At 67.5% G+C, this 19,458-nt stretch carries 17 protein-coding genes; 7 read left to right on the forward strand and 10 right to left on the reverse strand.

The window, feature by feature from the left end:
- Nucleotides 1-125 precede the first annotated feature (125 nt).
- Genes BLR49_RS04575 through BLR49_RS04585 form a run of 3 tightly spaced genes read left to right on the forward strand, consistent with a single transcriptional unit; the run spans nucleotide 126 to nucleotide 2,659 of the window.
- Entirely contained in the window at nucleotides 126-1,160 is a 1,035-nt protein-coding gene (locus BLR49_RS04575; protein WP_092534118.1) for a class C sortase, read from the forward strand.
- Nucleotides 1,123-2,139 carry a phosphatase PAP2 family protein gene (locus BLR49_RS04580; protein WP_092534121.1) on the forward strand — a complete coding sequence of 339 codons (1,017 nt, stop codon included), beginning with the start codon at nucleotides 1,123-1,125 and terminating at the stop codon, nucleotides 2,137-2,139. Before BLR49_RS04575 ends, BLR49_RS04580 begins: the two co-directional genes overlap by 38 nt.
- 4 nt (nucleotides 2,140-2,143) lie before the next feature.
- Entirely contained in the window at nucleotides 2,144-2,659 is a 516-nt protein-coding gene (locus BLR49_RS04585; protein ID WP_092534124.1) for a PH domain-containing protein, read from the forward strand.
- Nucleotides 2,660-2,890: 231 nt separating this feature from the next.
- On the opposite strand, the gene BLR49_RS04590 is transcribed toward BLR49_RS04585, so the two are convergent.
- Together BLR49_RS04590 and BLR49_RS04595 are read right to left on the reverse strand one after the other, a co-directional pair.
- Nucleotides 2,891-4,609: a sensor histidine kinase gene (locus BLR49_RS04590; RefSeq protein WP_092534127.1), complete on the reverse strand. Its 1,719-nt coding sequence runs from the start codon at nucleotides 4,607-4,609 to the stop codon at nucleotides 2,891-2,893.
- A gap of 25 nt (nucleotides 4,610-4,634) precedes the next feature.
- Nucleotides 4,635-5,366, reverse strand: a complete 732-nt coding sequence (locus BLR49_RS04595; protein ID WP_092534130.1) for a response regulator transcription factor — start codon at nucleotides 5,364-5,366, stop codon at nucleotides 4,635-4,637.
- A gap of 209 nt (nucleotides 5,367-5,575) precedes the next feature.
- Here BLR49_RS04595 and BLR49_RS04600 point away from each other — a divergent pair, with 209 nt between their 5' ends.
- The 4 genes from BLR49_RS04600 to topA all read left to right on the forward strand — a co-directional run bounded on the left by BLR49_RS04600 (nucleotide 5,576) and on the right by topA (nucleotide 10,967).
- A complete protein-coding gene (locus BLR49_RS04600; RefSeq protein ID WP_092534133.1) occupies nucleotides 5,576-6,928 on the forward strand; it encodes a diguanylate cyclase in 1,353 nt (450 codons plus the stop codon).
- Between the two features lie 153 nt (nucleotides 6,929-7,081).
- A complete protein-coding gene (locus BLR49_RS13600) occupies nucleotides 7,082-7,429 on the forward strand; it encodes a hypothetical protein (protein WP_245690449.1) in 348 nt (115 codons plus the stop codon).
- Nucleotides 7,430-7,435: 6 nt separating this feature from the next.
- Complete coding sequence (locus BLR49_RS13605; RefSeq protein WP_245690450.1) at nucleotides 7,436-7,858, forward strand: hypothetical protein; 423 nt, start codon at nucleotides 7,436-7,438, stop codon at nucleotides 7,856-7,858.
- A 157-nt stretch (nucleotides 7,859-8,015) separates the two neighbouring features.
- Entirely contained in the window at nucleotides 8,016-10,967 is a 2,952-nt protein-coding gene (gene topA / locus BLR49_RS04610; protein ID WP_092534136.1) for a type I DNA topoisomerase, read from the forward strand.
- Between the two features lie 371 nt (nucleotides 10,968-11,338).
- On the opposite strand, the gene BLR49_RS04615 is transcribed toward topA, so the two are convergent.
- From BLR49_RS04615 to argF, 8 genes are all read right to left on the reverse strand, one after another.
- Nucleotides 11,339-12,049 carry a TetR/AcrR family transcriptional regulator gene (locus BLR49_RS04615; RefSeq protein ID WP_245690452.1) on the reverse strand — a complete coding sequence of 237 codons (711 nt, stop codon included), beginning with the start codon at nucleotides 12,047-12,049 and terminating at the stop codon, nucleotides 11,339-11,341.
- A 207-nt stretch (nucleotides 12,050-12,256) separates the two neighbouring features.
- Nucleotides 12,257-13,900, reverse strand: coding sequence for a BCCT family transporter (locus tag BLR49_RS04620; RefSeq protein WP_092534142.1), 1,644 nt, complete (start codon nucleotides 13,898-13,900; stop codon nucleotides 12,257-12,259).
- Nucleotides 13,890-14,654, reverse strand: a complete 765-nt coding sequence (locus BLR49_RS04625) for a creatininase (RefSeq protein ID WP_092534145.1) — start codon at nucleotides 14,652-14,654, stop codon at nucleotides 13,890-13,892. Before BLR49_RS04625 ends, BLR49_RS04620 begins: the two co-directional genes overlap by 11 nt.
- A gap of 36 nt (nucleotides 14,655-14,690) precedes the next feature.
- Entirely contained in the window at nucleotides 14,691-14,954 is a 264-nt protein-coding gene (locus BLR49_RS13850; protein ID WP_092534148.1) for a creatininase family protein, read from the reverse strand.
- Nucleotides 14,955-15,005: 51 nt separating this feature from the next.
- A complete protein-coding gene (locus BLR49_RS04635; RefSeq protein ID WP_245690456.1) occupies nucleotides 15,006-15,980 on the reverse strand; it encodes a DMT family transporter in 975 nt (324 codons plus the stop codon).
- A 193-nt stretch (nucleotides 15,981-16,173) separates the two neighbouring features.
- Nucleotides 16,174-17,301 (reverse strand): serine/threonine protein kinase, encoded by a 1,128-nt coding sequence (locus BLR49_RS04640; RefSeq protein WP_092534154.1) that lies wholly within the window; start codon nucleotides 17,299-17,301, stop codon nucleotides 16,174-16,176.
- Between the two features lie 128 nt (nucleotides 17,302-17,429).
- Complete coding sequence (gene arcC, locus BLR49_RS04645; protein WP_092534157.1) at nucleotides 17,430-18,410, reverse strand: carbamate kinase; 981 nt, start codon at nucleotides 18,408-18,410, stop codon at nucleotides 17,430-17,432.
- Nucleotides 18,411-18,417: 7 nt separating this feature from the next.
- The gene (argF, locus tag BLR49_RS04650; protein ID WP_092534159.1) at nucleotides 18,418-19,425 is read right to left on the reverse strand and encodes an ornithine carbamoyltransferase; all 1,008 of its coding nucleotides are present in this window, start codon (nucleotides 19,423-19,425) and stop codon (nucleotides 18,418-18,420) included.
- Nucleotides 19,426-19,458 lie beyond the last annotated feature (33 nt).

The raw sequence follows: 19,458 nt of genomic DNA on the forward strand, positions 1-19,458 counted from the left end.
AAATGCGTGGCGGGCAGGCCCCATCCGGGTCTGCCCGCCACGCGCGCGCGGATCGCCGTGCCGGGCGCATACTGCGCCGTGGCCCAGCCCTCGACACCTGCCGACAACCGAGTGGAGGAGACCCTATGAGCCGACGTGTGCGACGCCGCCCGTCCGCCACGCCCGCCGGGCAGGCGGAGCCCGGCCCCCGGCGCTGGCGGCTGCAGCCCCTGGCCCTGCTGCCCGCCCTCCTCGCGATCGCCGGGATGCTGCTGTTCGCCTACCCGACTGTCGCCGCCTGGGTCACCCAGTACAACCAGTCCAAGATCATCACCTCCTACGACGTCGCCGTCGACACCGCCGACCCAGCGGCAGCCGTCCAGCTTTCCCAGGCCCACGCCTACAACGACGCCCTCTCATCCGGGGCCGTGCTGGAGGCCAACGCCAACATCCCCACCGGTGCCGGATCCGGCGGTGACGACGCCCTGGACTACGACTCCATCCTGGACGCCAACGGCGCCGGCCTCATGGCCAGGCTGCGCATTCCCGCCATCAACCTCGACCTGCCCGTCTACCACGGCACCAGCGACGAGACTCTGCTCACTGGGCTCGGGCACCTTGAGGGCACCTCCCTGCCTGTGGGCGGGGCCGGCACCCGTTCCGTCATCACCGGCCACCGCGGCCTGGCGGACGCCCGCATGTTCACCGACCTGAACCGGGTCGGCGTGGGGGACAAGTTCGTCATCGAGGTCTTCGGCGAGGTACTCACCTACCAGGTGATCGACACCAAGGTCGTCGAGCCCGATGAGACCGAGGCACTGCGCGCCGAGGAGGGCCGCGACCTGGTCACCCTGGTCACCTGCACGCCCCTGGGTATCAACACACACCGCATCCTGGTGACCGGCGAGCGCATCTACCCCACTCCGCAGGAGGACCTCGACGCCGCCGGGCAGCCTCCCACGGTTCCCGCATTCCCCTGGTGGGCCGTGGGCCTGGCGGCCGGCTTCATCCTGGTGGGCCTGTACGTGTGGCGCTCCGGCTACCCGCCCCGCAAGCGGCCGGCTCGTTCCAAGTCCAGCCCCGAGTCCTCTCAGGTTGCTCCCGAGGCGACTTCACCGTCGGAGGCCGTATTATCCGGGCCTAATGACGACTTCCAACCTCCGTTCGGCAAGCATCCCTGACAACAACCGGCGGTCCGGTGGGCGCTACCGGCTCCTCGCGGGCGTGCTGGCCGTCGCCTGTGCCGTGGGCGTGGCCGCAGTCTGGTGGCTGTCGGTGGCACACCCGACCGGGCAGTTGCTCGAGCAGGCGGCTTTCGCCGGCTCGCTGATCGGTGCCCACTTCGTGTCCGACCATGCGCGTAGCCTGCTGCACGTCGTCTCCCTGCCCGCCGCGATAGGGCTGGTACTCGTTGTCCTGATCGGCGCCCTGTGGCGCGGCAGCAGGCGGCGGGCGCTGTGGGCGGCGGGCGCCGTCGTCGCCATCAATGTCTCCACCCAGGTGCTGAAGTACATGATCCTGTGGCGCCCGGACCATGGGCTGTCCCAGCGCTTCGGCGGCATGAACACGCTGCCCTCCGGGCACACCGCCATGGCCGCCTCCGCCGCCGTCGCGCTTATCCTGGTGGCCCGGCCCCGGTGGCGCCCGGCGGCGGCCTGGGCGGGGGCACTGCTGGCTGCGGCCATGGGCTACTCGACCCTCGTGTGCCAGTGGCATCGCCCAGGTGACGTGATCGCCGCCCTGCTGCTGGCCACCGCCTGGGGCGCGCTGGCGATCGCCGGCGGCGCCTGGGCGGACGAGGAACGGGAGCCCGCCGAATCGGCGGATCAGGTGCCCCGTGTCGGCGGCGGCGCGAACGGTCCGGAAGGCGCGCCCGCGGAGCGCCTGTCGGCGGCCGCCATACTGGGCGGGCTCGGAATACTCGCCGGGGCGGCGGCACTGGCGCTGGAGGTGCTCAATTGGCGCGGGGTCGTAGCCGTAGGCGGGGTTCCGACCCCCGCCACCATTCAGGCCCTCGGCCGTACGGGAACCTTCATCGCCTACGCGGCCGGGTCCGTGGGCACCGTCGCCGTGGCGTGCACGGGGATGGCGGCGCTGGCCCTGCTGACGCCGCGTGCGCGCCGGTTGGGCGACGCGCTGCCGAGCCGGGTGGCACACTGAGGCCATGGCTCTACCCCAGAAGCTGCTCAGCAAGGACGAGATCGTCGTGCGCCACATGCGCACCCACCCCAAGGTCCTGCTGTGGCGCATCATTGTTCTCCTCGCCCTGCTCATCGCCGGCGTAGTCGTCTCCGTCCTGCTCCCTGACGCCAGCTGGCGCACCGGCGCGGTCATAGCGCTGTGGGCCGTCATCCTCGTGGCGCTCCTGCCCGCCTTCTTCGTGCCCTGGCTGCGCTGGATGACGACGACCTACACGGTCACCTCCAAGCGCGTCATCACCCGCGCCGGCATCATCAACAAGACCGGTCATGACCTGCCGCTGTCCCGCATCTCCGACGTCCAGCAGGAGCGGACCATCACCGACCGCCTGTTCCGCTGCGGCAGCCTCTCACTGCAGACCAGCGCGGATGAGCCCCTCGTGCTCGTCGACGTGCCCGACGTGGAGATGGTGCAGGTTGAGATCTCCAACCTCCTCTTCCACGACGTCGAGGGTGCTATCAACGCCGATCCCGACGACTGAGCGGGGCGCATGAGGCTCCCCGGTTACTTGCGTCAGCCGTAGGCTGGTGACGCCTTCCTCGGCACCTCCTCCCCGATCACCCGCAGCGTTCTGTCGCGGAAGGAAGGAGCCGGAGAGGAGGCGGGGGCCGCGTCCAAGCCGAAGGGGAGTTACCGGCGCGATGGTGGTGTTTAAGATCGGGGTTTTGGTTGCCGTGGTGCGGGAAGGTCGGGGTGATTGTGGTCTGGGGGGTTACTCCGGGCAGGTGCCTGACACCCGCGGGCAGATGTGCGGGCCGTGAGAACAGCGTTCTTTTGGACGCCCTCCGCAGGCGGCGTCCTCGGGCGGTGGGGCCGTCGGCAGCGTCACGGTGAAGGTGGTGCCGTGGTTGTCGGCATCGGTGTGGGACTCCACGGTGAGGCTGCCGTGGTGCGACTGCACGATCGCCAGGGCGATGCTCATGCCCAGGCCGGTCGAGCCGGTGCGCCGTTCCCGGGAGGCGTCTGCGCGGGCGAAGCGCTCAAACAGGCGCTCGCGCACCGCCGGGGCTATGCCCGGGCCGTCGTCGGCGACGCGGATCACCAGGGTGCCGGCGTCGCCGCGCGAGAGGGTGGTGGTCACTCGGCTGCCCGCCGGGGTGTGGACGCGGGCGTTGGCCAACAGGTTGACCATCACCTGTCGCAGGCGCGCCTCGTCTCCCACCACCAGCGTCGGCTCGGGGATGAACTCCGCAGCCGCCTCGGGGCTCAGCTGCGCAGGCGGTTCAAGGACCTCCAGGTTCAGCTCCCAGACATGATCGGGTCCGGCGGCGCGGGCGTCGGAGACGGCGTCCACGACGATCTCCACCAGGTCCACCTCCGCGTGCTCCAGCTCGCGTCCCGCATCCAGGCGCGCCAGCAGCAGCAGGTCCTCCACCAGCGCCGTCATCCGCACCGACTCCGAATGCACCCGCTCCAGGGCATGCACGGAGTCCTCCGGGAGCACGGCGTCGGCGCCGCTGCGTTGAATCAACTCGGTGTAGCCGCGAATGGAGGCCAGCGGGGTGCGCAGCTCGTGGGAGGCGTCGGCGACGAACTGGCGCACCTGCGTTTCGCTGCGCTGGCGGGCCGTAAGTGCTTCATCGACATGCCCGAGCAGGGTGTTCAGGGCGTTGCCGACCTGCCCGATCTCCTGGGAGGAGGCAACGTCGGCGGCGTCGACCCGCTCCCGGATGCTCACCTCACCGCGCGCGAGCGGCTGGGAGGCGACGCGCTCGGCCGTGTCCGCCACGCGCTCCAAGGGGGCCAGCGCCGCCCGCACCATGGTCCCGCCGGCGAGTGCGGCGCTCAGCGCGCCGATGATGGCGATCAACAGCTGGGCGAGCAACTGGGTGCGGATCAGCTTCTCATCACCGGTGGTCGACAGGCCGGTTACCACAATGTCGCCGCTGGTGGAGTCCTCGGTGACGAGCACGCGGTAGTTGCCCAGCGAGTCGACGGATACGGTCACCGGCTCGCCGGTGACCTCCAGCGACAGCAGCACCGCACACTCGGCGTCCGTGAGCGTGCGGTAGGTGCCGTCGTCGTCGATGTAGCCCGCCTTGATCATTGAGGTGGCGCTGAAGGAGCCGTCCTCGCCGCGCGCGCCGGAGGCGATGACGGTCAACGTGCCGGTGGACTGCCCGACGGCGTCCAGGCCAAGGGGTACGTCTCCGCTCGTGCCGGTGGGCGGGGTGGCGCCGTCGCCGGGAGGCTGAGCGCTGGGGTCGTTGCCCTGAGCCTTGCCCGTGTCGCTGCCAGCGGGGGCGGCGCCCTGGCGGCGGGCGGCGGCGCGCTCGGAGGCGGCTGTGAGCTGCTCGTCCAGCCGGTCCATCAGCGAGTGGCGCAGCATGAGCGTTGACAGTGCTCCAATGCCGGCCGCCATGACCAGGACGATGCCGATCACGCCGACGACGAGCCGGGTTCTCAGGCTGCGTGGGGTTATGCGCACCATCAGTACCTGGCGGTAACAGGGGCGGCTACTGGGCGGTGGCCGGCTTGAGCACGTACCCGACCCCGCGCATCGTGTGGATCATGGGCTCGCGGCCCTTGTCGATCTTGCGGCGCAGGTAGGAGATGTACAGCTCCACGATGTTGGCCTGTCCGCCGAAGTCGTAGTTCCACACGCGGTCCAGGATCTGCGGCTTGGACAGCACCCGGCGGGGGTTGCGCATCAGGTAGCGCAGCAGCTCGAACTCGGTGGCGGTCAGGCGGATCTCGTCCTCCCCGCGCCACACCTCATGGGAGTCCTCGTTCATGCGCAGGTCGCCGACCTCCAGCACGTTGGACGGCCTCTCCGCGCCGGCGCCGGAGCGACGCAGCAGGGCGCGCAGCCGGGCGACGACCTCCTCCAGCGAGAAGGGCTTGGTGACGTAGTCGTCGCCGCCGGCGGTCAGTCCGGCTACCCGGTCCTCGACGGCGTCCTTGGCGGTCAGGAACAGGACGGGCACGGTGGGCTGGTGCCCGTGGATGCGGCGCATGACCTCCAGGCCGTCGAAGTCGGGCAGCATGATGTCCAGGACGATGACGTCGGGGTCGAGCTCCTGGGCGATGCGCACCGCGGCCCTGCCGGTGCCGGCGGTGCTCACCTCCCAGCCCTCATAGCGCAGCGCGGAGGCGAGCAGGTCTGCGAGGGTCTGCTCGTCGTCGACGACCAGAACGCGTATGGGGGAGCCGTCAGGGCGGGTGAGCGTTTCAGTGGGGGTACTCATGCGCCTCATTGAACACATCCATGCTGTGCTGAAGCTGTGAATCGCGGGTGGGGCTCGAATGCCAGGTGGGGCGACGGCGAACATAGGTGCGAGTTCCTGCGCCCCGATCGCGTGTGGCAGCATGGCCCCGGTTGTCGGGTCGGGGCTGGTCCCGGCCATGCGGCGCCCAGACCGGTGCCGCCCCCACCGTCTATTCTCACAGGAGTCTCATGGAATACGTCGATGGCAACGAGCGTCGCTTCGGAGCCGCGGACCTGTTCTTCTCGACCACCGACGCCAAAGGCATCATCCGCAGGACCAACGGGGTGTTCAACACCCTTTCCAGGTACAGCGCGGAGCAGCTCAGTGGCGCTCCGCACAACATCATCCGCCATGACGACATGCCGGCGGGCGCGTTCCGGCTCATGTGGGACGAGCTTGAGCAGGGGCGCACCGCCTGCGTCTACGTCCTTAACCGGGCACAGGACGGCCTGGACTACTGGGTCTTCGCCACCGTGACACCCCTGGCCGACGGCTATCTATCGGTGCGGGTGCGCCCGAGCAACCATGCTCTGTTCGACCCGATCAAGCAGATGTACGCCCGGGTGCGCGCCGCCGAGCGTGAGTACGCCGCCCAAGGTCACAGCCGACACGAGGTGGGCGAGTACGGAGCCCGGCTCCTGTCCGAGGAGCTGGGCAAGGAGCGGTTTCGCGGGCTGCACTCCTTCGCCAGGGCCGCCCTGCCCCGTGAGCTCGCGCTGCTCGTGGCCGAGGGGGTGCGGGTGCCGCATCGTGCCGAGTCTGACAGTCCCATGTCCATCATCCTGTCCATGATGGGCGCCATCGAGCGAGACACCGACGAACTGGTCCACCAGTTGGGTGACTATCAGGACCTGATCAACGGCCTGGGCTTGTGGACGACTGGGGTGCGCTCTGTCATCGACCGGGCCGCCAGAGTGGGCTCCCTGGTGACAGAGGTGACCAGCCCCGACCTGGACTCCTCCGCGCCCGCCGTCGCCGAGCGGGTCAGGGAGCGTAGCACCCAGGCTGTGGCACTGCTACAGCAGTTCAACTCCTCCCTGGTGGCGCTCTACGAGGTGGTTTCTGAGGTGCGCTTCCGCGCCTCCATGATGCGGCTGCACACCTTGATGGCGGGCATCTTCGCCGCGGCGGTCCTCGACGGGGATGAGGACGACTCCGCCGACGCCATCGGCGACCTCGCTGAGGCACTCATGGCCGACCTGGAGTCGCTGGTGCCCTCCTGTCGGAACGCCGCGGACCTGGCGAAGCGCCTGGACGCGGACATGCGCTCCTTGGTATCGAACCTGGACCGGGTCAAGCGTCCGTTCCAACGGTGGATCCGCGCCCTGCGGGACGAGGGCACTCAGCCGCTGACCGAGGGGGCGGACGCCGGCGCCCTGCTCCGGGAGGCGAAGGAACTGGGTGAGCAGGGGTTCCCGGAGACGTCGACCCTGGCCGAGCTGGCCGCCAAGGCGCGCGGCGTCGTGGTGCCCCTGGACGAGCCTGTCATCCGTGAGCGGGTGGCCACCGTCCGTGAGGTGCTGGCGCGGATGCAGGGGTGACGATCTCACAAAGCGGACGTGGCTGTTTGAATCGACCCTAAAGTGGTTTGAGCCCGGATCTGCTGAGGGGCCGGCCGGGGTGTCGGGCGCGCGGCGGCCCGGGCAACGCATCCACCGAGCAGAAGAGGAATTCCGTGGAATCGCAGATCGGCTATGAGCGCCTGTTCGATCCGGAGGACATCTTCTTCTCCACCACGGACACCAGGGGTCATCCAGAACACCAATCGGACCTTCGACACCCTGTCCCGCTACTCGCGCGACCGGCTAATTGGTGCCGCCCACAACATCATCCGCCACCTGGACATGCCCGCCGGCCTCTTCCGGCTCATGTGGGACGACCTCCAGGAGGGCATGCCCGTGTGCGCCTACGTAACCAACCGGGCGCTGGACGGCCTGGACTATCGTGTGTTCGCCACGATCGTGCCTCTGCGCGAGGGGTATCTGTCGGTGCGGATCAAGCCGATGGACACGACCGCCCGGGCCCAGTTGGAGAAGGCCTAACGCAGGGTGCCTGCCGCAGAGCGTGAGCTGGCCGCACACGCGGCCTCGCGCCGCCGGATCGGTGAACACGGCGCCGTCGAGCTGGCAAAGGAGCTGGAGGGACTCGGCTTCGGCTCCCTCCACGAGATGAAGCGGGTCATGCTGCCACGCGAGGTGGCGGCGCTGGTGAGCGTCGGCGTGCGCGTGCCCGCGGCGACCTCCGCGGCCCTGGAGCCGGTGGCGCGCATCCTCGACTCGGCGGCGATGATCGAGAAGGAGACCGACGCCCTGGTCTACGAGCTCGCTTCCCTCGCATCCCAAGGCTTCCCCGAGGTACGTTCATTGGCGCAACTGGCGGCGGAATGCCGCGGACTGAGCCTGGTATACGACGACGCCGCGACCGAGCGGCGGCTGGCGGCGGCCCGTGACGCGCTTGCAGAGCTGTCCTGAGGCCGAGTGGCTGCGGAACGGCATAGTGTTGCCCTGGGCAACGGTGAGTTACGCTCACCCGGAGCGGTTGCCGGTCGGCTCCCGCCGCCGCGCTCGTGAGGCCCTGCGGTCGGTATGTCCAGGGCAATGTATGTGTTTGGAGTGAGAAAGGTCGCTCGTGTCCAAGAAGCTCGTCATCGTCGAGTCCCCCAACAAGGTCCGCTCCATCGCCGGCTACCTGGGGAAGGACTTCGACGTCGAGGCGTCGGTCGGCCATATCCGCGACCTGGCCCAGCCCTCCGAGTTGCCCGCAGCGCAGAAGAAGGGGCCGTACGGGAAGTTCGCCGTGGACGTGACCGACGGCTTCAAGCCCTACTACGTCGTCAACCCGGACAAGAAGAAGACGGTCACGCAGCTGCGCAAGGCCCTCAAGGACGCCGACGAGCTCTACCTGGCCACCGACGACGACCGTGAGGGGGAGGCCATCGCCTGGCACCTGTTGGAGGTGCTCAAGCCCAAGGTTCCGGTCAAGCGCATGACCTTCACCGAGATCACCAAGGAGGCGGTCACCCGCGCCCTGGACAACACCCGTGACCTGGACACCCACCGGGTGGACGCCCAGGAGACCCGCCGCATCCTCGACCGGCTGGTCGGCTACGAGGTCAGCCCCGTGCTGTGGCGCAAGGTCCGCGCCGGCCTGTCCGCCGGGCGCGTGCAGTCGGTGGCCACCCGGCTCGTGGTCGAGCGCGAGCGCGAGCGCATGGCCTTCAAGGCGGCCGGCTACTGGGGGGTGGAGGCGCAGCTGTCCACCGACCTGTCCGCCGGCAGCTCGCTGCGCCCACCCGCCGGGACGGAGGCCGCCTTCACCGCCCGCCTGACCACCCTCGATGGGCGGCGCGTGGCCACCGGCCGCGACTTCACCGACGCCGGAGCGCTGCGCCCCGCCGCCGTCAAGGCCGGCACCGTGCACCTGCACGAGGGCGCCGCCCGCGCCGTCGCCGACGCCATCACCCGGGCCGTGCCGCGGGTGGCCCAGGTGGAGGACAAGCCCTACCGGCGGCGCCCGGCCGCGCCCTTCACCACCTCCACCCTGCAGCAGGAGGCCAGCCGCAAGCTGCGCATGAACCCGCGGGAGACCATGCGGGTGGCGCAGGCCCTGTACGAGAACGGCTTCATCACCTACATGCGCACCGACTCCACGGTGCTGTCCGGGCAGGCGATCGCCGCCGCCCGGGGGCAGGTGGCCGAGCTTTACGGGCCCGAGTACGTGGCCCCCAAGCCGCGCGTGTACGCCACCAAGACCAAGGGCGCTCAGGAGGCGCACGAGGCGATCCGCCCCGCGGGCGATCACTTCCGCACCCCCGCACAGGTGTCCGGGCGCCTGACCGGCTCCCAGTTCCGCCTGTACGAGCTCATCTGGCGGCGCACCGTGGCCTCCCAGATGGCCGACGCCACCGGCTCCACGGCGACCGTGCGCGTGGACGTGCCGCTGCGCCCCGCCGACGGCGGCTCCCGCGACGCCGGCATCACCTTCAACACCGCGGGGCTGAGCGCCTCCGGCACCGTCATCACCTTCCGCGGCTTCCTGGCCGCCTATGAGGAGGGGCGCGACGCCGAGCGCTACGAGTCCGAGACCGCGCCCGCGGTGACGGACGGATCGGCGCCGTCGGACGGCGGCTCCGGGGCGGGCGGGTCCGCGGGCAACGCTGCGGCCGGCCGGGACCGGGAGGTGCGTCTGCCCGCCATGATCGCCGGGCAGGAACTGGTCGCGCTCGGGGCGCAGGCCGCCGGGCACGAGACCACTCCGCCGCCCCGCTACACGGAGGCCTCCCTGGTCAAGGCGCTGGAGGAGCGGGAGATCGGCCGCCCCTCCACCTACGCCTCCATCATGTCCACCATCTCCGACCGCGGCTACGTGGAGCACCGCGGCCAGGCGCTGGTGCCCACGTGGCTGGCCTTCGCCGTCACCCGCCTGCTGGAGGAGAACTTCAGCGAGCTGGTCGACTACGACTTCACCGCCTCCATGGAGGCGGACCTGGACCGCATCGCCGCCGGCGAGGAGGACCGGGTCAAGTGGCTCACCCACTTCTACTACGGGCAGCAGGGAATGGCCGGTGCGGGCGCGGCGCCGTCGGGACCTGCGGCCGCAGCGGTCGGCGGAGCGGGGGAGAGCCAGGGGCTGAAGGCCCTGGTGGACGGGCTCGGCGAGATCGACGCCCGCGCCGTCAACTCCATCGACATCGGCGAGGGCATCACCCTGCGCGTGGGCCGCTACGGCCCCTACCTGGAGGACGCCGAGGGCAAGCGCGCCAACGTCCCCGGGGACCTGGCGCCCGACGAGCTGACCGTGGCCAAGGCACGCGAGCTGTTCACCCGCGCCGCCGACGACGGCCGTGAACTCGGCACCGACCCCTCCACCGGGCACACCATCGTCGTCAAGGACGGCCGCTACGGGCCTTACGTCACCGAGATCCTGCCCGAGCCGGAGGCTCCGTCCACGCCTGAGGAGGCGGCCGATACGCCGACCGGCTCCAAGACCACCGCCAAGTCGGCGGCGAAGTCCACGGCCCGCAAGTCGCGCAAGGGCCCCAAGCCGCGCACCGCGTCGCTGCTGAAGTCAATGGATCTGGCCACCGTCACCCTGGAGCAGGCCCTCGATCTGCTCAGCCTGCCGCGCGTGGTGGGGCAGGACGCCGAGGGCGTCGACATCACCGCCCAGAACGGCCGCTACGGCCCCTACCTGAAGAAGGGCACGGACTCGCGCTCCCTGGAGAGCGAGGAACAGCTGTTCACGGTGACCCTGGAGCAGGCGCTGGAGCTGTTCGCCCAGCCCAAGCGGCGCCGCGGCCAGGCGGCCGCCCGCGGTCCCCTGCGCGAGCTCGGCACCGACCCGGCCACCGGGCGCCCGGTGGTGATCAAGGACGGCCGCTTCGGCCCCTACTTCACCGACGGGGAGACGAATGTGACGCTGCGCCGCGACGACGACCCGGCCACCGTCACCCCCGAGCGCGCCTACGAGCTGCTCGCGGAGAAGCGCGCCAAGGGCCCCGCCAGGAAGCGCACCACCTCCAAGACCGCCACCAAGAAGACAGCGGGGAGGAAAACGACTGCCCGCAAGTCAGCCCGCTGACCCCTTCGCCGAGATCGGTAGAAGTTACGTGCCGAGATCGGTAGAAACGGTGACACCTACGACGCAGACGGCAACGGGTGCCGCCGGCGGCACCGGAGGTAGGGGACCCAGTGGCTCCAGAACTGGTGCGACCGCAGTCGCAGGCTGACGAAACTCCACTCGTTCCGACCGGCTGCGGCCCGCTCCTGCTTCCAGCGCTTGAGGAGGAGCACGACTACGGTGGCGATCTGAATGCGAGTCAGTACACCAACTGCCAGCAGGCACCGGTATCCCGACGCCCGGACTGCGGTCAGACCCGCCCGCCACCCCGAGCACGTCCCCACATCGCAGCCTGGGCCGGAACCATCACACCCTCAAACGCGAAGAGCTGTTCATTGCCGCCGACTTCGGCAGTCATCACGACCGATGTCGGTGGGACGACGGGTCGGGAGTGGCATCTCGCGGTTCATGCGGGTTCGGAACTCCTCGGGGGTGGCATCGGCGAGAACGGTGGAGCTCAACTCCGACAACTGCACCAGGCGTCGCAGCAGGGCCAGGGCAGTGCTGCGGACATCGCGATGCTCGCTCAGCGCCGTCACCGCGGCTCCGTCGACCGTGGCGATGACGGTCTCCGCTGTGAGGTACAGACCGAGCCCATTGACCACACGGTCGACGGCGGCATTCAGCCGGTTGCGCCCCTCCCCGTAAGCGCGGCCGACGGGCACGGAGGTGTTGGCGGAGATAAGCTGCATGTAGTGGCCGAGGTACGGTCCGGCATCGGGCAGGGTGGCCGACAACAGGAGCTGGACGGCCTCCTCCAGCGAGGGAGAGTGATCCAGCGCCTCGACCCTTCTGGCGACACGTTCGGCGCGTTCTGCCCACAGGGCGATGTTCACTCGCCCGGCCTCGTAAAGCAGGTCATCCAGGCCGGAGAAGTAGTACGTGGTGGCTGACAGCGAACAGCCGGCTCGTTCCGCGACGCCACGATGAGTCACGGCGCTGGGACCGGATTCACGGATGATCTCGGCGGCCGCGTCGATGATGCTGCGACGTCGTGCCGCGCCCTTGGACGTCGCCGGGGTTCTGGGAGTGTCGGTGCTCACAATACGATGATGTTAACGTCCGCGTGAGCGGTCGGCCTTCCGGTCTCAGCCTGCGGCTATCTCGCCTCCGGGGCGGTCTCGACGGGTCCACCGGCACCGGTGGACTCGGCCACGGGTAACAGTATGCAACAGCCCAGACAAGCAAGGATTCATCCTCCAGTGCGGCGAAGAGCGCGGAGGCGGGACTGAGCGGCTCTTCTGCGATCTTCAAGACTGAGCCCGGCGTGCGCAGATGTCGCGGGGCGGGCTGGTACCGGCATGCTTTTGCCGCCTCCGCAGCCTGCGGACGATGTTCACCATCATGAGCAGGATGACGACGCTGAAGGGCAGCGCGCCGACGATGGTTCCGGTCTGAATCGTGGTCAGAGCCTTGCCCCCGCCCAGGGTCAGCAGAGCTATCGCCAGGGCCGAGATGAGTATCGCGAGCACCACCCGGAACCGCGGGGATGCCTTCGCACCCATGGATACGAATCCCGACAGTGCATGCACTCCGGAGTCCAGGGAGGTCACGAAGTATGTCCCCACCAGTACCGTGGATACCAGGATGAGTAGACCTCCGACGAGGGGCACGAAGCCGAGCGCCGTGAACAGTCCTGCAGAGACGTCCGCGTTGAGGGAGTCTCCGACCGCACCATTCGATTCTGTGTCGTAGTGCAGGGCGGCACCACCGATGACACCGATCCATATCATGACGATGATCGTTGGGATGCCGAGCACTCCGAGTACGAACTCCCTGAGCGTGCGCCCTTTGGAGATCGAGGCGATGAAGGAGGCGACGAAAGGGGAGAAGGCGATGCACCAGCACCAGATGAAGGTGGTCCACTGCCCGTTCCACGACTCACTCCACGTGGTGATGCCCGAGCCCAGGACCTCCGGCTCGGAGTACACCGACATGGCGACGAACCGATCGACGAACTCGCCGACGGACTGCGGCAGGATGTGCAGTATGTACATCGTCGGGCCGAAGACCAGGGTGAGGAAGACAAGGACCACGGATAGGACGGAGTTGAGCTCTGAGATGAGCCGCATTCCGCGGTTGATCCCGAAGTAGACCGAGATCGCGGTGACCGCTCCCATCGTGGTGATGACGGCGACCTTGCCGGAGGTGGAGACCTCGATGCCCAGCAGCGCGGACAGCCCCGAGGACAACTGCAGTGAGGCGAAACCGAAGGACGTGGACAGGCCCAGGATCGTTGCGAGGATGGCGAAGAGCTCGATCGCCAACCCGGTGTGGCGCCGGTGCCGTGCCGGGAAGAGATCCTCACAGGCGCCCCGGAATGTGGGTTGCTGTGCGCAGTTGTATGTGGAGTAGGCGATGCACAGGGCGACGACGCAGTAGATCGCCCAGGCGGTCAGCCCCCAGTGGAAGTATCCCCAGGACAATGATGCCGAGTCGACGTCTCCCGGATTGGAATCGGCGAGAGGGTCATCGGTCTTGAGGAGGACGGGCTCGGCGACGGACCAGAAGATGAGTCCTATGCCCTGCCCCGAGGCGAAGAGCATCGAGTACCAGGCGAAGCGTCCATACTCGGTCCTCGCCTGCGGGCCGCCGAGTCTGATAGATCCGTGGGAGGGAGACAAGGCGATGACTAGGACGAAGGCGAGGGCGAGGACCGAGAAGACGACGAAGTACCAGGAGAAGTACTCGGTGACGAAAGTGCGGGCCACATCGATGATGGTGGAGGCCTGCTCCCGGAACAGGACGGTCCCCAGGGCCAGTAGGACGACAACGGCCACCGCCGCGATTCTGATGTTGTTGTCATCGTGGCGTCTGGCATCGGCGCTGATCTGGGCAGAGCCATCCAGCTCCTCACCGAAGTCATTGGCCCTGGGGCCGTCTTCAGAACTCATGGCGGATAGCCTCGACCATGCCGGTTGCGGCGGTGTCCAGAAGGATCCGCCCCTTCTCCAGGGTTGCGTTCCTCGCCGAGGACAGGCAGCCCGACGGCGGGGTCAACTCGGGTTTGATGGGAAGGATGTCGTAGTTTGGCAGGACGGCGGGCGGGTCGTCGGAGACCCGCTCCATGTCGACCAGGTCGGGGTGTAGCAGGAGCATGAGGGAGGTCTCCAGCACCCCGCCGTGTTCAAGATCCCAACCCGTGAAGCCCTCGGGGTAGAGCCGGTCTATGGTCGCGTCGTCGACGAAGTCCCAGTAGGATATGAGTTGACAGATGATCTCGATGCCTCGCGCCCGCAGGTCACGTACCGCCAGGTCGACGCCCTCGAAGAGGAACTGGTAGTTTTCGTAGTGGCCGTTGCAGAAGACGAACCTGCGTATTCCGTGTTCGGCCAGCTCAAGGGTGATCTCCTTAGCAAGGTCGATAAAGGTCTTGCCCGTCATGCTAACGGTGCCCGCCAGGTGATACCCGCCCCCTGAGCGTTGCTGGGACTTGTAACCGAAGGTGATGGCCGGTCCGACGACGGCACCTATCCTTTCGGCGACGGCGATGGCCATGTCGGTTGAAAGCAGCTCGTCCACGCACAGGGGCATGTGGGGCCCGTGCTGCTCCAATGAGCCGACCGGGATGATGACGATCGGGTTGGTGGCGAGGCGTTCGCGGTAGGTGAAGGCGTCCATTTCCTTCATGAGTACGGTCTGTTTCATGAGATCAGTGCTTTCTCGTGCTCGGCTGGGGATGTCTCAGCCTCGTTTGTACTGGGGGCGGCCGCGGTCCGGGTGGAGAAAAGTGCCTGAGCGCTGCTGGGACTTGTAACCGGTGGTGATGGTTGGCCCCACAAGGGCTGCTCCCAGGTGCTCAGCGGTCAACTCGGCCGTCGTAGTTGACAGAAGGACGTCGACGCTCACAGGCATGTGTGGTCCGTGCTGCTCGACGGCTCCCACGGGGATAAGGCATCGAGCCTCATGATGTTGTTCGTGTTCATGGGTATATGGACTCCTTGGCAAATGGTGGCGGTAGCGTGCGTGATGGCTCGTCGGATTGATGGGGGCGAGTGTTCAGGAGCTCGTCGAGTCGGCGAATGCCTTGTCTGCGCCGGACTTTGCGGGGGCCTCCTGCTTGTCGTTCTTCGTCGAGAATATGATCTGAGAGACGCCTCCGGCGATGATGAGGGCGCCGCCGAGCCCCTGGGTGAAGGTGATGTGTTCGCTGAACAGGATGATACCGAGCAACGTGGCCATGATTGTCTCCTGGTAGGAGATGGTGGCCAGTTCGGAGGCGAGTAGGATCTTCGAGGCGACCGTCAGGAAGAAGAAGGCGCCGAACCCGGTGATAAAGGCTGCCACGACGAGCACGGTCCAGCCGCGGGCGGTCATCTCAGACAGGTCCGGGCGATTAACGAGGAGGATCGTGCCTAGTGTGATGATCGCGAAGGTGAAGTTGCAGTAGGAGCGTATATCGGAGTCGACATCGGTCCGGTAGCGGCTGAAGAAGAGGAAGAGGCCGTAGGCCACGCCGGAAGCCAGGGCTACGAGATTGCCGGCCATGTACTTGGGGTCAAGGTCTAGGCTGACGGTGAATCCCTCGCCCGAGGTGTAGTTTATGATGCCTATAATCATTAGGCAGCCGATAAGCACGGCGGCCAGTGATAGGCCGGTGACCTTTGTGAAGGGCTCCTTGAGGAAGATCGTCGCCAGTACCGTAGAGTATACGGGTCCGGTGTAGATGAGGAAGGCGGCGTTCGACAGGGTCGTCATTTGGGTGGACATGACGTAGAGGCCGGAGAGCAGGCCCAGGAAGATGCCCGTGAGGATGACGGCAGGAGATATCCTGAAGTTGCGGAACTTATGGAATCTCCGTGTTGCCAGGAATATCGCCGTCATTCCCAGGAATCCGGCGAAGCTGCGGTTGAACGAAATAAAGAGCCCCGGCGCCTCGATATAGCGGGCGAAGGCGCCGATTCCTCCCATCAGGCTCGATGAGAGAAACATGAATGCGAATCCCTTGAGTTTTTCTCGACTCGATGAGTCCAACGTCCGCTCCTTTGCGGGGGGCGTCGCCGACGAAGAGCGCCGGCGACAGAGTAGTGATAAGTGTGGGACTGGCGAAGACACGGCGATCGGTCGACTGCATGTGGCCGAGAACGTCCGGCTACGCCCACGCCGTGGGTGACGGTCGTCGCCGACCGTCACCCACGGCATGCGGTGACGGCGCTGAGTTCTCGGATCAGACGAGGGTCGGGTCCTCGACCTGGTTCGGGAAGTAGTCCTCGCAGCCGCCCTCGCGGTAAACGTCCGCGGTGGCGCAGTGCAGCGCGCCGCCGAAGGGGTAGGCATCGCGGAACGGCACGGGGATGACATTCATGCCGAGCTTGTCCATCTGCTCCATCTGGTGGACCTCGGAGGCCTCGCAGATGACCGTCTTGTGGTCGAGCACCAGACAGTTCATGGACAGCCACACCGAGGAGTAGCACAGCGGCGGGGGCGTGTCGTGAGCCGGCTGGGCGGCGTCGACGATCTGCCAGTCGTTGGCCTCGAAGATCTTGCGCTGCTCCTCGGGCAGACGACGCTGCGGGTTGTTGATGATCAGACCGGGCCGCAGCGGCACGAAGGTCGCATCAATGTGGATCGGGTAGGGGTCGCCCGGGAAGTTGACCGCGTGCACCCGCAGGTCCGGGTAGTAGCGCTTGAACCACTCCATGGCCGTGCGGTTGGTGGTCAGGCCGTGCTGGATGAACAGGTCCTTGCCCAGCCGGAGCACGTCGGCGGCGTCCCACATGGGCTCGACCTCGGTGGTGACGAAGTCCTTGTTCGCGGTACGTTCGAGCCGCTCCTCCAGGGAGATCTGCTCGTCGTAGTAGTTGTGCTTGTAGGACTTGTCGGTCAGGCGGGGGCGAGGGGCCTGGGTCCACTTGAACTCCGGGTCCTCGTCGAAGTACTGCTTCATGAGCGGCCAGTAGGCCAGGTACTCGAAGTAGCGGCAGCGGAAGGAGTTGGCGGAGGCCATGATCTCGTTGCCGATGGTGAGCAGGATGTCGCGCGGCGGCATGCAGGTCATCATCGAGTCGTTGCGGAAGTCCGGCGTCTGAATGTGCTGGTTCCACTGCAGCGGGGTGGGGCGGTCGACCTTGACGCCGTGCTCCTCAAGGGTCTTGGCGAGGAAGTCGAGCTGGGCGGCCGCCTTCTCCACGGTCTCCAGGGGGCGGGGCCCCCACATGCCGCGCATCTCGGAGTCGATCGGAACCTTCTCGGAGGTTGCGGGCTCCTCCGGCGGGATGACGGAGTGCTCGGCCCGGCCGACGATGACATGCTTGAGCGGGTCGAAGTCGTTCCATGAGTTGACGATCTTCGTCATGGTGGTCACTTCCTTAGTGAGTGTGTGTCGGTGCGTCTGCTGCCTGATAGTTGCGGACGGTGGGTCGGTTCTTGAAGATCTGGTGGTTGAGTGCTGGCATCACCTTCTCGACGTGTGTCTCGGTAGGTTCAGAACTGTTGGTGACGGGGGAACATGAGTCCCGGCATGGGCGGGCGGATGTCCTCCGGTCCGCCGTAGTCCCCGCCCGCGGTGACGATGGTTCCCGCGGTGCCGTCGATAATCTCGGTGGTGTCCTCCAGGCGGCCAATGGCGGCCATGTCTCCGGTCAACTCCACGAAACGGCACACCGCCTCCACCTTGGGTCCCATTGAGCCGGCGGGCAGGTCCAGGGCGCGCAGAGATGCCGGGGTGGCCCGGTCGATGCGCCGCTCCTGCGGGGTGCCATAGCCGGTCCTCACGCCGTCGACATCGGTGAGAATGAGCAGGGCGTCGGCCTCCAGGTGCTCTGCGAGCACGGCGGCGGTCAGATCCTTGTCGACGACGGCCTCGACGCCCTCCAGCTTGCCCTTGGCGTTGCGGATCACCGGTACTCCGCCCCCGCCGGAGCAGACGACTACGGCGCCGGCCTGAAGCAGGATGCGGGCCATGCGCGTCTCGATGAAACGCTGCGGTTTGGGAGAGGCGACCACACGACGCCAATGGGCGCCGTCGGGCTTGACGGTCCAGCCTCGCTCGGCCGCAAGCGCCCGGGCCGTGGCCTCGTCGTAGACCTCGCCCACGAACTTGGTGGGGTTGTTGAAGGCCGGATCGCCGGAAAGGACCAGGGTCTGGCTGATCAGCGAGGCGACGTGGCGGCCCGGCAGTGCGTTCTGCATGGCCTGGAGGAGCCAGTAGCCGATCATGCCCTGGGTCTCGGCTCCGAGTGTGTCGAAGGGGTAGGGCTCGCTCAGCCGCTCGTCGTTGGCGGACTCCAGAGCCAGCGTTCCGACCTGCGGGCCGTTGCCGTGGGTGATGATGAGCTCATGCTCCTCGGCCAGTGCGGCCAGCGCCTTGGCCGCCCGCTTGACGTTGGCGATCTGGGTGCGGGCGTCGGGCTTGTCTCCCCGACGCATGAGCGCATTGCCTCCGAGTGCGGCGACGATTCTCATGGTCGCATCAGTCCCATTCGCCCAGGGTCGCCACCATGACGGCCTTGATGGTGTGCATACGGTTCTCCGCCTGGTCGAAGGCGACGTTGCGCTCGGTCTCGAAGACGTCGTCGGTCACCTCCAGGCCGTCCAGTCCTGTCTTGGTGTAGATGTCCTCCCCGACGGTCGTGTTGCGGTCGTGGAAGGCCGGCAGGCAGTGCAGGAACTTCACGTCCGGGTTGCCAGTCCGCTCTACTAGGGAGGCGTTGACCTGGTAGGGCTTGAGCAGGGCGATGCGCTGATCCCATACCTCCTTCGGCTCGCCCATGGACACCCACACGTCTGTGTACAGGAAGTCGGCTCCCTTGACGCCCTCATCGACGTCGGAGCCGATGGTGATCCGGGCGCCGGACTCCTCCGCCAGGCGCCTGGCCGAGGCGACGACGTCGTCGGCGGGCAGCAGTTCGGCGGGCCCGACCAGGCGCACGTCCATGCCCATGAGGGCCCCGGAGACGAGCAACGAGTTGGCAACGTTGTTGCGACAGTCGCCCAGGTAGGCGAAGGAGATCTCCTTCAGCGGCCGCTCCGCGTGTTCCAGCATCGTCAGCTGGTCGGCCAGGGCCTGGGTGGGGTGCCAGTCGTCGGTCAGCCCGTTCCACACCGGCACGCCGGACAGGTCGGCGAGTTGCTGGACGTGTTCCTGCTTGCGGCCCCGGAACTCGATGCCGTCGAACATGCGCCCCAGCACGCGGGCGGTGTCGGCGACGGACTCCTTGTGCCCCATCTGAGAGCCGGAGGGGTCGAGGTAGGTGGTACTGGCTCCCTGGTCGGCGGCGCCGACCTCGAAGGCACAGCGAGTGCGCGTAGAGGTCTTTCCGAACAGCAGGGCGATGTTCTTACCCTTGAGGCGCTGGACCTCCCGGCCCGCCCGCTTGTCGGCCTTGAGCTGGCCGGCCAGATTGAGCAGGATGCTCCACTGCGAGGCCGTGAAGTCGAGCTCCTTGAGGAAGGAGCGCCCGGACAAAGGATGCGGCATGTTGTTCTCCTGATGTGTTTCGAATGCGGATGG

This window comes from Actinomyces ruminicola (genome assembly GCF_900103885.1).
Taxonomy (GTDB): Bacteria; Actinomycetota; Actinomycetes; order Actinomycetales; family Actinomycetaceae; genus Actinomyces; species Actinomyces ruminicola.

Bases quoted from the DNA above. Each gene is read 5' to 3' on its own strand.
- BLR49_RS04575 (WP_092534118.1), top strand. From the start codon at position 126: ATGAGCCGACGTGTGCGACGCCGCCCGTCCGCCACGCCCGCCGGGCAG.
- BLR49_RS04580 (WP_092534121.1), top strand. From the start codon at position 1,123: ATGACGACTTCCAACCTCCGTTCGGCAAGCATCCCTGACAACAACCGG.
- BLR49_RS04585 (WP_092534124.1), top strand. From the start codon at position 2,144: ATGGCTCTACCCCAGAAGCTGCTCAGCAAGGACGAGATCGTCGTGCGC.
- BLR49_RS04590 (WP_092534127.1), bottom strand. From the start codon at position 4,609: ATGGTGCGCATAACCCCACGCAGCCTGAGAACCCGGCTCGTCGTCGGC.
- BLR49_RS04595 (WP_092534130.1), bottom strand. From the start codon at position 5,366: ATGAGTACCCCCACTGAAACGCTCACCCGCCCTGACGGCTCCCCCATA.
- BLR49_RS04600 (WP_092534133.1), top strand. From the start codon at position 5,576: ATGGAATACGTCGATGGCAACGAGCGTCGCTTCGGAGCCGCGGACCTG.
- BLR49_RS13600 (WP_245690449.1), top strand. From the start codon at position 7,082: ATGAGCGCCTGTTCGATCCGGAGGACATCTTCTTCTCCACCACGGACA.
- BLR49_RS04620 (WP_092534142.1), bottom strand. From the start codon at position 13,900: ATGAGTTCTGAAGACGGCCCCAGGGCCAATGACTTCGGTGAGGAGCTG.
- BLR49_RS04625 (WP_092534145.1), bottom strand. From the start codon at position 14,654: ATGAAACAGACCGTACTCATGAAGGAAATGGACGCCTTCACCTACCGC.
- BLR49_RS04640 (WP_092534154.1), bottom strand. From the start codon at position 17,301: ATGACGAAGATCGTCAACTCATGGAACGACTTCGACCCGCTCAAGCAT.
- arcC (WP_092534157.1), bottom strand. From the start codon at position 18,410: ATGAGAATCGTCGCCGCACTCGGAGGCAATGCGCTCATGCGTCGGGGA.
- argF (WP_092534159.1), bottom strand. From the start codon at position 19,425: ATGCCGCATCCTTTGTCCGGGCGCTCCTTCCTCAAGGAGCTCGACTTC.